This is a genomic window from Marinobacter sp. BW6, from assembly GCF_008107725.1.
In the GTDB taxonomy this organism is placed as follows: Bacteria; Pseudomonadota; Gammaproteobacteria; order Pseudomonadales; family Oleiphilaceae; genus Marinobacter.
Genome location: NZ_VIRN01000064.1, coordinates 660,083 through 673,837, shown reverse-complemented (window position 1 = coordinate 673,837; position 13,755 = coordinate 660,083). Strand labels below are relative to the sequence as shown.

Genomic DNA, 13,755 nt, shown 5'->3' with positions numbered 1-13,755 from the left:
CCGATTTTGTAGGATGCTATGCTTCCCCAAATCTGACACAGATCCTCAGGACCCGAACCATGCGCACTGCTACCCGCTTTCTGATTGTCATTATTTTTCTCGGCGTAGTGCTCGGAGGCATCTTTGGCTACAAGTTCTACCAGTTTGGCCAGATGCAAGAGCAGATGTCCCAGCCCCAGCCACCGGCCCAGATTTCCGCAATTGAGGCCCGTCGCGAAGCCTGGACGCCGGCCATCAAGGCTGTAGGCAGTGTTGAAGCCGTCAACGGCATCCAGGTGGCGAATGAAGTGCCCGGCGTCATCGAGACCATCAATTTCGAATCCGGGGACCTGGTCAAGCGCGGCGACGTGTTGATCCGGATTGATGCAGCTATCGACGAAGCTGCCTTGCGCACCCGCCGCGCCGAGGCACAACTGGCCGAGCAGGAATTCAAGCGGGTGTCCGATCTGCTGCCCAAGCGCGCAGTCTCCCAGTCCCAGTACGATGAAGCCAAGGCCAACTTCGACGCTGCCCGCGCACGAGTTAACGAAGCCGAGGCCCAACTGAGCAAGAAGATCATTCGTGCGCCTTTTGATGGCACGCTGGGTATCCGGATGGTCGACCAGGGCGAATATATTGCCACCGGCACTCCCATTGTCGAGATCAACATGCTCGATCCGATCTATGTTGACTACACCCTGTCGGAGAAGAACCTGCCGAACGTGAAGACCGGCTACCCGGTAGTCGCTACCGTCGCAGCGGTTCCGGAGCAGGATTTTGAAGGGTCCGTCAGCGCCATCAATACCTCGGTTAACCCGGAAACACGAACGGTCAGAATCCGAGCCACACTCTCCAACCCGGACAACCTGTTGCGCCCGGGTATGTTTGCGACTGTTCTGACCCAGCAGCCTGAGGACAACGAAGTTGTGACCGTCCCGCGCACCGCCATCTCCTACAACACCTACGGCGACTTTGTGTTTGTGGTCAAGGAAAACGAAGAGGGCAACCTGGTCGTTAATCGCCGCACGGTAACCACCGGCGAAACCCGCAATACCCGTGTTGCCGTTCTGTCCGGGCTGGAGGCCGGCGAAACCATCGTCGAGAAGGGCTTGCTGCGTCTGCGAGCCGGACAGAAGGTTGCCATCCAGGAAGAAGATCAGAAGCAGGGGGCATCTGAGTAATGCGCTTCACTGACATATTTATCCATCGTCCCGTACTGGCGACGGTGGTCAGCCTGCTGATCCTGCTTCTGGGCGCACGGGCGGCCATGGAAATGGAAATACGGCAGTATCCGGAGCTCGAAAGCACCACGGTGACCGTGACAACGGCCTATCCTGGTGCCAGCTCTGATCTGATCAAGGGTTTCATTACCACCCCTCTGCAGCAGGCAATTGCCGAAGCCAGCGGCATCGACTACCTGACGTCCACCAGCTCCCAGGGCACTTCCACCATCGAAGCGAAGATGGTTCTGAACTATGACGCCAACGCGGCCCTCGCAGAAATCCAGGCCAAGGTGGCGAGCCAGCGGAACGTGTTACCGGCGGAAGCCCAAGACCCGGTGATCACCTCCACGACCGGTGACTCGACGGCCCTGATGTACATCGCCTTTTACAGTAACGAACTGGCCGTACCCCAGATCACCGATTATCTGACCCGTGTTGTCCAGCCCCGGCTTCAGGCACTGTCCGGTGTCGGCAAGGCAGAATTGTTGGGCCGTAAATTCGCATTGAGGGTGTGGTTGGATCCGGAACGTCTTGCGGCGGTGGATATGACACCCCAGGAAGTGGTCGCAAAGCTTCGCGCCAACAACTACCAGGCCGCTGTCGGAAACACCAAAGGTACCTATACCGAAATCAGCATGACCAGTGACACCGATGTCGCTGACCCGGACGCGTTCCGCAACCTGGTGGTCAAGCAGTCCGATGGCACACAGATCCGACTGCAGGACATTGCCCGCGTTGAGCTGGGCTCTGAAACCTACAATCAGCTGGCGCTTTATAAAGGCCAGCCGGCCACCTATGTAGCCATTGAACTGGCTCCCGGGGCCAACCCGCTGACGGTCGCCGGCCTGGTGAAGGACGAGCTGCCCGATATCGAAAGCCAACTGCCGTCCGGGCTGGATGTGCGTCTGGCGTACGATGCCTCTGACTTCATCGAGGATTCCATCAACGAGGTTATCCAGACGCTGCTGGAAGCCATGATCATTGTTCTGGTAGTGGTATTCCTCTGCCTCGGTTCGGTGCGGGCCTCAATTGTGCCCTCTGTTGCAGTTCCGCTGTCACTGGTCGGCGGTGCCTTCATCATGCTGATGTTCGGTTTCTCGCTGAACCTGCTCACCTTGCTGTCCATGGTATTAGCCATCGGCCTTGTGGTGGACGACGCCATCATTATGGTGGAGAACGTGCACCGGCATATCGAGCAGGGAGAATCCCGTTTTAATGCCGCTATAAACGGTGCCCGGGAAATGGCGATACCGATCATCGCCATGACCACAACCCTGGTTGCCGTCTATGCGCCCATCGGTTTCATGGGCGGACTGGTCGGCTCACTGTTTACTGAGTTTGCCTTCACCCTGGCCGGCACGGTGGTTATTTCCGGTATCGTGGCCCTGACACTCTCGCCGATGCTGTCGGGTATGGTTCTGAAGCCCCATGGTAACCCGGGGAAATTCGAGAATCTGGTCGAACGTTCTTTCAACGGAATCGCGTCCGGTTACAAATCGACGCTGTCGTCCCTGATGCAGACCAAATCGGTGGTGATCTTTTTTGCCCTGGTAGTGCTTGGCTCTATCTACTTCATGGTCATGATGAGCCAGAATGAACTCGCGCCCACCGAGGACCAGGGTATTCTGTTCTACCAGGGGCTCGGCCCACAAACCTCTACCCTCGATTACCTGACCGAACATGGTGACGAGGTTCAGGAGCGCATGTCGACGGTTCCGGGCTACAACGAAGACTTCATGATCATCGGTATCACCGGCCCTAACGCCGTGTTCGGCGGCTTCAAGATGGCGCCCTGGAGTGAACGGGAGATCAGCCAGTTTGAAGCCCAGCCGAAGCTGGATGCGGAGCTCAAGAACGTCACCGGCCTCCAGACTGCCGTCTTCCCGCGACCCTCCCTGCCCGGCTCAGGCGGTGGCCTGCCGTTCCAGTTTGTGATCACCACCGGCAGCAGCTATGAGCAGCTGGATCAGGTAGCGGATGAACTGCTAGGCAAAGCCATGGGCAGCGGTAACTTCATGTTCCTGCAGAAGTCCATCAACTTTGACCGCCCAATCACGCGCATCAACGTCGACCGGGACCGGGTGGCGGATCTGGGCCTGTCCATGCAGGACGTTGGCCAGAGCCTGTCGAGCATGCTGGGTGGCGGTTACATCAACCGGTTCAGCATGGAGGGACGTTCCTACCAGGTTATTCCACAGGTTGATCAGAAGTTCCGACTGGATGCCCAGGCGCTCAATGAGTATTACATTCGTGCGGATAACGGTGATCTGGTGCCACTGGGCAGCGTGGTCAGCTTCAGCCAAGACGTTGAACCGTCTAACCGCACCCAGTTCAACCAGCAAAACTCCCTGACACTCCAGGGTGTGGTCATGCCTGGCGTGGCCGCAGGCACCGCCATGGACTTTATGGAGCAGACCTCAGCAGAAGTCTTTCCCCAGGGCTTCAGTTACGACTACACCGGTCAAAGCCGCCAGTTGGCTACCCAGGGCAGCGCTCTGATGGTGACCTTCTTCCTCTCGCTACTGGTGATTTACCTGGTTCTGGCAGCCCAATTCGAAAGCTGGCGGGATCCGTTCATCATTCTGGTATCGGTACCCATGTCGGTGGCGGGAGCCATGGCGTTCATCGTGCTTGGTTTCGCCACCATGAACATATACACCCAGGTCGGCCTCATCACACTGATCGGGGTGGTATCGAAGAACGGCATCCTGATTGTCGAGTTCGCCAATCAACTGCAGAAGGATCGCGGGCTTAACAAAGTGGATGCGGTGATTGAAGCGGCGGCAATTCGCCTGCGGCCAATCATCATGACATCCCTGGCGCTGATCTTCGCCATGGTGCCACTGCTGATAGCCGTTGGCCCGGGCGCGGAGAGCCGCTTTGCCATCGGCCTGACCATCAGCGCCGGACTGGGTATTGGTACCCTGTTCACCATCTTTGTGTTGCCAGCGTTCTATATTCTGCTGGGCCGGGATCATCACGGTTCAGCTACCGAGGAATATGGCAAAGGGTCAGAACTTGAGGATAAGTCGGCTCCGGCCCACTGACCCGATCTAATACACCAGCCCCGGCCACGGAAACGTGAGCCGGGCTTTTTTGCTCTACGGGTCAGGACGACGCAAGATCAGGCTCGCCCAAAACCCTCTCGCCAGTCCCGCTACCCTGCAGGCTTCGCCGCCATTGCACCGTTTCACTGGGCAGCTCCCCGAAATGCTCCCGGTACATGGCTGCGAAACGGCCAAGGTGCGAGAAACCTTCATCTGCGGCATACCAGGAGATGTGTGGAACCTCACATTGACAGTCAACCAACCGCTCGCGGACCCGTATCAAACGTGCTCTCTGATAGAAACGATAGGGCGTGATGCCGGTTTCCCGCTTCATCAGGTAGTAGAGGTTACGCTCGCTCACCCCGGCATAACTCGCCAGCTCCTGAAGATCAAACTCCCAGGAAGGATCCACCATAATTCTCTCAACCACCCGCTGCAATCGGCGGTCAAGAGTCCGCTCTGAGCAAACCGCCGCCTTCTTGGGTGTCCAGGGTGATTTAATGGAATTGAAGAGACGAGTGGTCAATTGCCGGGCCTGAACATCATCACGAACGAATGGCAAACGTTCGAGATAGCAGCCGATCATCGCTTCCAGAATGGGCTGCCACTCGCCGAATGATTGCGGTAGCACATTATCCAGCGCACCATTTCCGGGCCTCAGCATCATAACCTCTGTCTCGGGTGCCAGACGGAGTTCAAACCTGTCTTCAGGACGAGCGAGGAACAGCCGATCCAGGGGGCGCCAGCCTCCTCCCCGAGTGGCAATTTCAGGATTTCCGGCTCTCGGCAAAAGCAGCACCGGATTCGATGCACGGCAGCCGGACACATCCATGCCTTTGCTGGCCCTGAGCGAAATCACATGCCCGCATTCACTGGCAAGCACCGACAGAGCACCTACACGACCGCTGCCCGAATGCAGGCGGCAGTTCATGTCGTCGCAGCCTGACAGCTCACGGAGCGCGGCAAGCCATTCATCCAATGAGGAATTGTTCAGCTTCAGGTATGCGCCCAGATCCAGGTTCGAAGATGTATGTCCCATAAATCCCTGCGTGGAAAGGTTGGGATATTTCTATAGGATGTCAGATTGTTCCACTAGCCATATCTTGCAAAACCTTACATTTCCTAGGGACATTTACCGTTATATTGACATTAATCAATCAGATCATCTTCCCATGCCCCCCAGGGGGCCGGTCGTGCCATCAGGTACCCCTGGCCCCGATGGCAATTCAGTTCCTGGAGTTTGCTGCGCTGCTCTTCGGTCTCGATTCCCTCCGCCACCACCTCCAGGCCAAGTGCCTCGGCAATCCCGAGGATCGCAGAGACGATCCGGGAATCGCCAGACTTACCGCCAAGGCGCCAGATGAATTGCCGGTCAATTTTCAACACATGCAAAGGCAGGGTATGCAGATAAGCCAGTGAGGAGTAGCCCGTCCCAAAGTCGTCAATGGCGACTACCACTCCTTGTTCACCGAACTCCCGCAGACGATTCAGGCACTGTCTCGAAAGGTTCATCAGGTGGGTTTCAGTAATCTCGATTTCAGGTGTCCAGCCAACACCGCGGATGCGGTCAAACAGTGGCTCCAATAAGGCTTCCAGCCGGGAATCGGTGATCTGGCGCGCAGAAATATTGATCGCCAGGCCAAGCCTCTGAGGCAGCTCGCCCAAGCGCTCAGGAAGATCGGCAAGTACACAGCGCACCAGGTGCTCGGTCAGTTCATGAATATGCCCCCGCTGCTCTGCAATGGGGACGAAATCCGCGGGCGATACCGTGCCGAATTCCGGGTGATTCCAGCGCAACAGTGCCTCCAACCCGGCAACCTTGCCAGTCGCAAGGTGGTACTGGGGCTGATAGACCACGCTGAATTCCTCCGGAGCAGTCTTCAAGGAGGCGATCAGCGCCTCAGACAGGCGTTGTCTGTGCCGCCCCCGCTCATTGTCCACAGCACTGTAAATACGGTAGCAGGCCCGGCCCGCCATTTTGGCCGAATACATGGCCCTGTCTGCGTTCTGCAACAGCTCCGCGCCGGTGCGGCCATGGTCAGGATATACCGCGGCACCAACAGAAGCAGACAGGAAGTACTCCCGGTAACTCACGATAATGGGCGCCTGAAAGACCTGTGTCATGCGCTGACAAACGCTCTCCAGATCGTCATCATTTTGCAGCTCGATGATGACCGCGAATTCATCTCCGGAGAGCCGCGCAACCACATCGCCCTTCCGCAGAACACTCTGGATACACTGGGCGGCCTGTTGCAGAACCTGGTCGCCACATTCGTGCCCGTGCAGATCGTTAATAGACTTGAAAAAATCGAGGTCCACATACAGCACAGCAAAACAGCCACCGTCACGCTCCCGCTGGGATACCCGAGCCTTGAGGAATTCCTGGAACAGAGAACGGTTGGGCAGCTGCGTCAGCGTATCGTAATAGGCCAGCGAGGCCAGGCGCTCATCAGCGGCGGCAATATCTCCGACATCGGTAAAGATGCCGGCAAAGAACTGTCGTCCCGCTCTCTGCACGGGATATATGGTCAACCATTGGGGATAGGTCTCGCCATTCTTGCGACGATTCCAGATCACCCCCTCCCAACGCCCCTGATCACTCAGACTCTTCCACATGTCCTGATAGAACTCAGGCGAATGCAGCCCGGAGCTCAGTACCGAAGGCGCCTGACCAAGCACTTCTTCTGCGTGGTAGCCGGTTACAGAGCGGAACATACGGTTCACGTAAGCAATTCTGGGTTCCGTTGTTGACAGCATGATTGCCCTGGGATGGTTATCCACCAGGGCCATGAAATCTTGTTGTTGTAATGCCTGCATGCACTGCTCACTCCTTTTCAGCAGCCCCTGAATCTGGTCCCACCAGCTCCAGTCACCAGCATAAGCAGTATCTGTCGCCAACCTAGCCACATATTGCAAAACCACGATTGTTACGACCAAAGCACAAGAAAAAGTGAAGAAACGTTCAATTATTGCAATAACCGGATATCGAACAGACTCAAGGCAGTCGATAGTTGGTCAACGCGATAACCACCGCTACAGAGGCAAGGACACTTCATGAGAATCAACGAACCCGTCAGCCAAAAAGAACGGGGATACCCAGAACACTATCACCTGATTACCACCACCGACCTCCGGGGCAAGATCACCGCCGCCAATGAAGAATTTGCCGAAGTGGCTGGCTATTCGATTGACGAACTGGTCGGCCAGCCTCACAACCTGATTCGGCATCCCGACATGCCATCGGGAGCCTTCGAGAACCTTTGGCAAACCATAAAATCCGGCGAATCCTGGCGCGGCATCGTGAAGAACCGCTGTAAGAATGGCGATCATTACTGGGTGGACGCCTTCGTAACGCCAATACGCAAAGATGGAGAGATTGTTGAATTCCAATCGGTTCGCACCCTTCCCCGACCCGATCAGGTTGCCCGGGCGGAGAAACTGTACGGGGCCTGGAATCAGGGCAAAGTGCCCAGGCGGTACCTGGCGATCAGCCCACCGCTGTCACTGAAACTCGGCTGCCTCTATGGAATTCTGGCAGCCGCTATTCTAGGGTTCGGCCTCTCTGAGCTGACTCTGCCCCACCTGCTGGTTTTGGAGGGTCTGGTGCTCTCGGTGTTTGCGGTACTTTTCTGGCTGACCCTGCCAATGATGCGCAACGCCAGAGCAGCCTGCTGCGAAGCTCACCCAGCCATGCCCTGGGTCTATACCGGCCGTCGGGATGAAGGAGCCTGGATCGAATTCGATCGTCAGAAGCGCGACGCGGTCCTTAGGGCGGTCTCCGCCCGCATGCACGCCAATGTCGGCACACTCCATGGCCGAAAACAGCGAACCGTGGAATGGGTCGCAAACTCGGTCGCCAGCATCCGCAACCAACAGGATGACATCAAGGACATAACCCGGGCTTTCGAGGAACTGGCGGAAAGCGTTCGCCGGGTCAGTGAACTGACCGCCCGTACCCACGAGGCAACAGACGATGCACGCCAGTCAGCCGGCCAGTGTCGCGGCCAGATGACGTCCATGAACAAGTCATTGTCGGAGCTCAGGGACCAGTTGTCCGTCGCCAACGAACGCATGCAGGCGCTGTCTGAGAAGAGTGATGCGATCGGGATGGTTCTGGACGTGATATCGGATATCGCGGAGCAGACCAACCTGCTGGCTCTGAATGCCGCCATCGAAGCCGCCCGGGCTGGCGACTCGGGCCGCGGATTCGCCGTGGTCGCCGATGAGGTGCGGGGACTTGCCCAGAGAACCCACGAATCGACCCGCAAGATTGATGAGATGATCGGCGCCTTGCAAACCGAGACCCGGGAAGTGGTTGAGGTGATCAACAACGGCGCCCACTGCTGTCAGCAAACCGCCGGAATCGCCAGTGAAGCCAGCGAAACTCTGGAGGCAACCCTCAGGGATGTCGATGTCATTGCCTCTTGCACCCATGAGGTGGCCGGCGCGACCGAGCAACAGGCCGCACTGAGCGTTCAGGTGGAGCGCCAGGCAGCACGGCTTCTGGAGCTCGGCAACCGCTCGGTCCAGAGCAGCGAAAACGCCCGTGAAGAATCGGAACACCTCGGCAATAACGTGGATCAGGCCCAGTTGCTGACCAGTCATTTCCTGCAAATGCTGTGTGATCGACTGTTACCGGCGCCGGTGCCAGAGAACCGTCAACGATTCCCCGAGCCGACACAATAAGGTAGGCTGGCGATCAACCCTCTGACCAACCGTGGAAGATCGCCGAAACCGTGACTCTTGGAACCCTCTTCTGGCTGTTCGTGGCCGGATTCGCTGTCTGGTATTGGTGGCGCGCCAAAGCCATCAAGGATTTCGTGCTTCAGGCCGCGCGCCGCTACTGCAAAAGCATGGACGTGATGCTGCTGGATGATGCCGTATTCCTCCGTGGCCTCTGGTTCAAACGCGACGATCAGGGCCGGATCCGCGTATGGCGCCGGTTCCTGTTCGATTTCACGTCTACCGGTGAAGAGCGCTACACCGGTCGCATCATCATGCTGGGCCAACGCATCCAGCACATGGAACTGGAACCCCACCGGTTTTCCTGAATACGCAGCCTCCCTGTCCTCACCCATTTGGGCGATTCCTGATCACGCCTTTCGAACCAATAATCGACAACGCATCGACGACCGTCGGCTGCCTGATGTAGCCGTCAACAAAAACAACAGGAGTCAAACATGCGTATTCGATTTACCACAGCAATTCTGCTGGGGCTGGCCTTGCTGTCCGCCTCGTTCTTCACTCACGCCGGCTATACCCAGACCCGCCATCCGATTGTGCTGGTTCACGGTGTCACGGGGTTCAACACCATTGGCGGCCTCGTAAACTACTTCCACACCATCCCATGGAATCTCGAGCGCAGTGGCGCACGGGTCTATTCCGCCAGCGTTTCCTTCGTCAACAGCAGTGAGCAGCGGGGCCAGCAACTGGCGAACTACGTCAACAGTCTCGGCCATTCCAAAGTCAACCTGATGGCCCACAGCCAGGGAGCGCCTACCTCCCGGGTGACTGCTGCCCTGATCCCCCACCGGATTGCCTCAATCACCTCCATCGACGGCGTCAACAAAGGCTCCAAAGTGGCCGACGTAGTCCGAGGGATCCTGCCCCCGGGTAGCTATGTTGAGGGCGGCGCCAATGCCATCGCCAACGCTCTGGGTGATCTGGTCAATGCCTTGTCCGGAGCGGACAACCCTCAGAACGGGCTGGCAGCGCTGGAAACCCTGACCACACCCGGCACCACAAGCCTGAATGATGCCCTGGGCTGGAAGGGGGTGAACCGGAATAGCTGCGCCGGCACCAGCGAGGACGTTTGGATCAACGGTAACCGCATCAAATTCTTCTCCTGGACCGGACGGGGCGTGTGGACCAATGTTTTCGACATCACCGATCCGTTCCTGGGCGTTACCGCCCTGGCCTTCGGCAGCGAGCCCAACGACGGCCTTGTGGGCGTCTGCTCCACCATGATGGGCCGGGTGATCGGCACCCACTACGACATGAACCATGTGGATGCCATCAACCACCTCCTGGGTGCCCGCTCCCTCTGGACCAACCCGATCACCCTTTACCGCACCCAGGCCAATCGGCTTAAGAATCGCGGGCTTTGAGGTGACCATGAAACGGACATCCATCGAAACCCGTCGATGGCTGTTTCCCAGCGCCCTGTCGGCCATTCTGGCCGGCAGTGGTCTCTGGTACGGCCTTGTCGGAACACCCCAGACAGACGCCAAAATGGCGGTTTCAAAGCCAACGCAGTCGGCCACCCTGGAGAATTCTCCGACACAGCCGACCGAATCCAGCGCTAAACTGGCCGCCGACAACGGTACTCAAGGGCCGGAGCAAGCAAAAACGCCGGAGTCACTCGGACCACAACCGTTTGCAGCCTCCCTTTCTGGCACGGAAATCGACGGAGCACTGACAGCCGATGCCAGCGGTGACTTGATTATCAACCTCCAGGTTCGGGACTTCTTCGATTACTTCCTCAGTACGGTAGGCGAAGTGTCTCCGGAAACCGCCATTCAACAGATCGAGGCAATGGCCCGGAACCACCTACCTCAGCCCGCTTCTGACCAGGCGCTGGCTTTGCTTGATGAGTACCTGGCCTATAAGCAGGCGTCACTGCAGGTCATGCAAACGCGCCTTGACCCTGCCAGGGCAGGCGATCCCGGCTATCAACTGGCAGCCCTGGGCGATGCCCTGACACAGCTGAAACAGCTGCGTGCGACCACCTTCAGCTCCGATGCGCACCAGGCCTTCTTCGGACTCGAAGAAGCCTACAGCGAATATACTCTTGCAACCCTTGCCATTCAGCAGCGCACGGACCTGAGCGAACAGGGCAAACAGGCTCTCGTTCAATGGCACCGCAACCAGCTTCCGGCACAACTGAGGGCAACCGAACAACACCTTCATGCCAGCAGCCAACAGCAACAGGCCCGGACAGCTGCTATTGAGTCTGCTTCTTCTCCAGAGGCAGCCGGACGGCAGCTTGCGGAACTGGGCGTGAATCAGGAAGGCGTCGAAAGCGTCGTCGGTTATCTGAAGCAGCGGGAAGGTTTTGACCAGCGTTTTCAGGACTTCCGGGAAGCGATGGACCGCGAAGGCTCATCAGGCCTGGCAGAGGCCGATCTGGAGAAGCAGCGGGAAGCGCTATTGGAGCGACATTTCCCCGAGGAACAGGACAGGATCTGGGCACGACTGAAAATGCTGGGCAACGGCTGACCAGAATGTGCTCGGGTTCCCGACGACTCGGGATGAGCCAGCTACAATCCAGAGACTTGCCCGACACTGGACACGGCCATGACGACCGAGCAGATCAGACAGCAGCAGGCAACCGGGTTCCGCAACCTGCGTTTCGCTCCGGTCCTAGAAGAAGCCTACCGGCAATCCCGGGCCAGCCTGATACGACAAAGGGCCCGACCGGTTTCGGTGGCCGGGCTGATCCTGTTTTTGATCTACGCGATTATGGACGCGCTGACCCTGCCGCCCGAGCTGGCAACCATCACGGTATCCATCCGGCTCGCCATCACCTGCCCGGTCATTGCCGTAGTGGTCTGGCTCGCCCACCGTACGGTTCCCTCCGACAGTACCTTTGAACGCATCTATACGCTCGCCTATCTCCTCGGTGGTCTAAGCGTTGTGGCGATCATCGCGGCAGCGCGGCAAATTGCGTTTCCACTGCCCTACGAGGGCATGATCCTGATGCTTATGTTCGGATACTTCGCCATGGGGCTGCCATTTTTCAGCGCGTCCATGGTCTCACTGGTGCTGGTGATCAGCTACCTGCTGACAGAGCTCTGGAGCGGAATGTCCGGCTCTGCCATTGCAACTAATCTGTTCTTTCTGACGACAGCCAACGTCATCGGCATGGTAGGCGCCTGGACCAGCGAATACCGCCACCGTGCGCACTTTCTGGACCGCCAGTTACTGAATCGAATGCACCAGGCGGCCCGTGACGAAAGCCGACGAAAAACCGAACTGATTACGGCAGCCAGCCATGACCTGCGCCAGCCTCTGAACGTGATCGACATAACGCTCGAAAGCTTGACGCCGGGCAAAGGCGGCTCAGGGGCAAACTCCGCCACCAGGCAGTTAAAGGACATGATCCGACACCTTCGCCGCCTGCTGGGCACCGTCTTCGACAGCGCCAGACTGAACGAGGGCATGATACAGGCCGATATCCGCCCCACGCCACTGGCGACGATTTTCCGGGATATCGGCGATCTACTGGCTGATTCTGTTGTCACCAGTGAGGTAAACGTCGAGATTGATCACAGCGCAGGCAACCTCCGGGTCATGGCCGATCCTTCCCTGCTGTCCCGTGTGCTTCAAAATCTTGTGTTCAATGCAGTGCAACACAGCGGTGGCAGTACCATTAACCTGTCTGCGCAAGGTCTGGACACTCAGGTGCTGCTGGAGGTCTCGGATAACGGCATTGGCCTGCCAGACGAGCTGAACGATACCCTGTTCTCACCTTACGTCAGAGGACAGGGCCAAACTGATTACCCGGGCCTGGGTCTGGGCCTGACTATTGTTCGGGAATTCGTTGCCCTGATGCGGGGAACCTGTGGCGTAGAAACTGAGCCGGGCCAGGGTTCGGTGTTCTGGGTACGTTTACCATCGGCCGTCACAACCACCCGCGGGCCCGAGCCAGATTCACGCACTCTGTCCGGTTGTGAACACCAAGCTGGGTGAAGATCGCCTTGAGATGGGTTTTCACCGTGTGTTCGGTCAGATTCAGACTCTGGCAGATGCGTTTATTGGGAAAGCCCTGCGCCAGTAGCAGGAGGACGTCCATTTGCCTCGGTGTTAACAACAGATCCGGCGCTACCCGTTGATCACCGCCCGGGAAATAACCCTCGCCACGACTGACAGACCGAACCATACTCACCAATGCCGACCGCCCGGCGGATTTCGCCAGAAAGCCACTGGCACCGGCAGCCCGTGCCGCCCGCACCGTCGCCTCGTCTTCGCTGCTGGAAATAATCACCACCGGGGGTGGTTTCCGGTAGCGTGCCAACCTTGGTAACAAGGCCAGCCCCGTCTCACCCTGAAGAGCAATATCGAGCAGGACAAGCTGAAAATCGTCCTGGCGGGCCAAAAGACTGGAGGCAAGCTGAACGGTGCTGGTCGTGATAACGGATTCGGCCAACCCCTCCTGCCGGATAAGACCCGCCAACCCCTGGGAAAACAGGGCATGGTCATCAACCAGCAACACCTTTTTCAGGGCTAGCGGCCGATTGGGACAAGCAACAGGCTGTCCCGATTCTGATGTGATGGCATCCATGGATTAGCCTCTACCCGCTGTGTTTATTTTTGTTACGGCGGAGCTATCACTATAGGCCAGCCGAGCCTTGCACTCCGCGGACTGCTTAACACTTTTTTACAGATTCCACTGAGCCGACCCCATGGTGCGCAGCCGATGAAACACAATTGTCATATTTTTGAATCATCCTTCTCGGCTCTCAATTACCTGTCTGGTAAAGGTTTTTCTAAAAATGCCGCGACTC

At 57.8% G+C, this 13,755-nt stretch carries 10 protein-coding genes; 7 read left to right on the top strand and 3 right to left on the bottom strand.

Annotated elements, in window-relative coordinates:
* Positions 1 to 59: 59 nt before the first annotated feature.
* Both FMN52_RS11615 and FMN52_RS11610 read left to right on the top strand, forming a co-directional pair.
* Entirely contained in the window at positions 60 to 1,160 is a 1,101-nt protein-coding gene (locus FMN52_RS11615) for an efflux RND transporter periplasmic adaptor subunit (RefSeq protein WP_148608765.1), read from the top strand.
* A complete protein-coding gene (locus FMN52_RS11610; protein WP_148608764.1) occupies positions 1,160 to 4,249 on the top strand; it encodes an efflux RND transporter permease subunit in 3,090 nt (1,029 codons plus the stop codon). Before FMN52_RS11615 ends, FMN52_RS11610 begins: the two co-directional genes overlap by 1 nt.
* 61 nt (positions 4,250 to 4,310) lie before the next feature.
* On the opposite strand, the gene FMN52_RS11605 is transcribed toward FMN52_RS11610, so the two are convergent.
* Both FMN52_RS11605 and FMN52_RS11600 read right to left on the bottom strand, forming a co-directional pair.
* Complete coding sequence (locus tag FMN52_RS11605) at positions 4,311 to 5,288, bottom strand: AraC family transcriptional regulator (protein WP_148608763.1); 978 nt, start codon at positions 5,286 to 5,288, stop codon at positions 4,311 to 4,313.
* A 110-nt stretch (positions 5,289 to 5,398) separates the two neighbouring features.
* Complete coding sequence (locus FMN52_RS11600) at positions 5,399 to 7,066, bottom strand: EAL domain-containing protein (protein ID WP_148608762.1); 1,668 nt, start codon at positions 7,064 to 7,066, stop codon at positions 5,399 to 5,401.
* Between the two features lie 237 nt (positions 7,067 to 7,303).
* Between FMN52_RS11600 and FMN52_RS11595 the strand changes: the two genes are divergently transcribed.
* From FMN52_RS11595 to FMN52_RS11575, 5 genes are all read left to right on the top strand, one after another.
* Positions 7,304 to 8,935, top strand: a complete 1,632-nt coding sequence (locus FMN52_RS11595) for a PAS domain-containing methyl-accepting chemotaxis protein (RefSeq protein WP_148608761.1) — start codon at positions 7,304 to 7,306, stop codon at positions 8,933 to 8,935.
* Positions 8,936 to 8,985: 50 nt separating this feature from the next.
* Entirely contained in the window at positions 8,986 to 9,300 is a 315-nt protein-coding gene (locus FMN52_RS11590; RefSeq protein WP_008173344.1) for a DUF3301 domain-containing protein, read from the top strand.
* 129 nt (positions 9,301 to 9,429) lie between these two features.
* Positions 9,430 to 10,356, top strand: coding sequence for an alpha/beta fold hydrolase (locus tag FMN52_RS11585; protein ID WP_148608760.1), 927 nt, complete (start codon positions 9,430 to 9,432; stop codon positions 10,354 to 10,356).
* Between the two features lie 7 nt (positions 10,357 to 10,363).
* Positions 10,364 to 11,467 (top strand): lipase secretion chaperone, encoded by a 1,104-nt coding sequence (locus tag FMN52_RS11580; RefSeq protein ID WP_148608759.1) that lies wholly within the window; start codon positions 10,364 to 10,366, stop codon positions 11,465 to 11,467.
* A 78-nt stretch (positions 11,468 to 11,545) separates the two neighbouring features.
* Complete coding sequence (locus tag FMN52_RS11575) at positions 11,546 to 12,940, top strand: HAMP domain-containing sensor histidine kinase (protein ID WP_148608758.1); 1,395 nt, start codon at positions 11,546 to 11,548, stop codon at positions 12,938 to 12,940.
* Here FMN52_RS11575 and FMN52_RS11570 read toward each other — a convergent pair.
* Positions 12,873 to 13,532 (bottom strand): response regulator transcription factor, encoded by a 660-nt coding sequence (locus FMN52_RS11570; protein WP_148608757.1) that lies wholly within the window; start codon positions 13,530 to 13,532, stop codon positions 12,873 to 12,875. The genes FMN52_RS11575 and FMN52_RS11570 overlap by 68 nt on opposite strands.
* Positions 13,533 to 13,755 lie beyond the last annotated feature (223 nt).

Bases quoted from the DNA above. Each gene is read 5' to 3' on its own strand.
- FMN52_RS11600 (WP_148608762.1), bottom strand. From the start codon at position 7,066: ATGCAGGCATTACAACAACAAGATTTCATGGCCCTGGTGGATAACCAT.
- FMN52_RS11605 (WP_148608763.1), bottom strand. From the start codon at position 5,288: ATGGGACATACATCTTCGAACCTGGATCTGGGCGCATACCTGAAGCTG.
- FMN52_RS11595 (WP_148608761.1), top strand. From the start codon at position 7,304: ATGAGAATCAACGAACCCGTCAGCCAAAAAGAACGGGGATACCCAGAA.
- FMN52_RS11580 (WP_148608759.1), top strand. From the start codon at position 10,364: ATGAAACGGACATCCATCGAAACCCGTCGATGGCTGTTTCCCAGCGCC.
- FMN52_RS11570 (WP_148608757.1), bottom strand. From the start codon at position 13,532: ATGGATGCCATCACATCAGAATCGGGACAGCCTGTTGCTTGTCCCAAT.
- FMN52_RS11585 (WP_148608760.1), top strand. From the start codon at position 9,430: ATGCGTATTCGATTTACCACAGCAATTCTGCTGGGGCTGGCCTTGCTG.
- FMN52_RS11575 (WP_148608758.1), top strand. From the start codon at position 11,546: ATGACGACCGAGCAGATCAGACAGCAGCAGGCAACCGGGTTCCGCAAC.
- FMN52_RS11615 (WP_148608765.1), top strand. From the start codon at position 60: ATGCGCACTGCTACCCGCTTTCTGATTGTCATTATTTTTCTCGGCGTA.
- FMN52_RS11610 (WP_148608764.1), top strand. From the start codon at position 1,160: ATGCGCTTCACTGACATATTTATCCATCGTCCCGTACTGGCGACGGTG.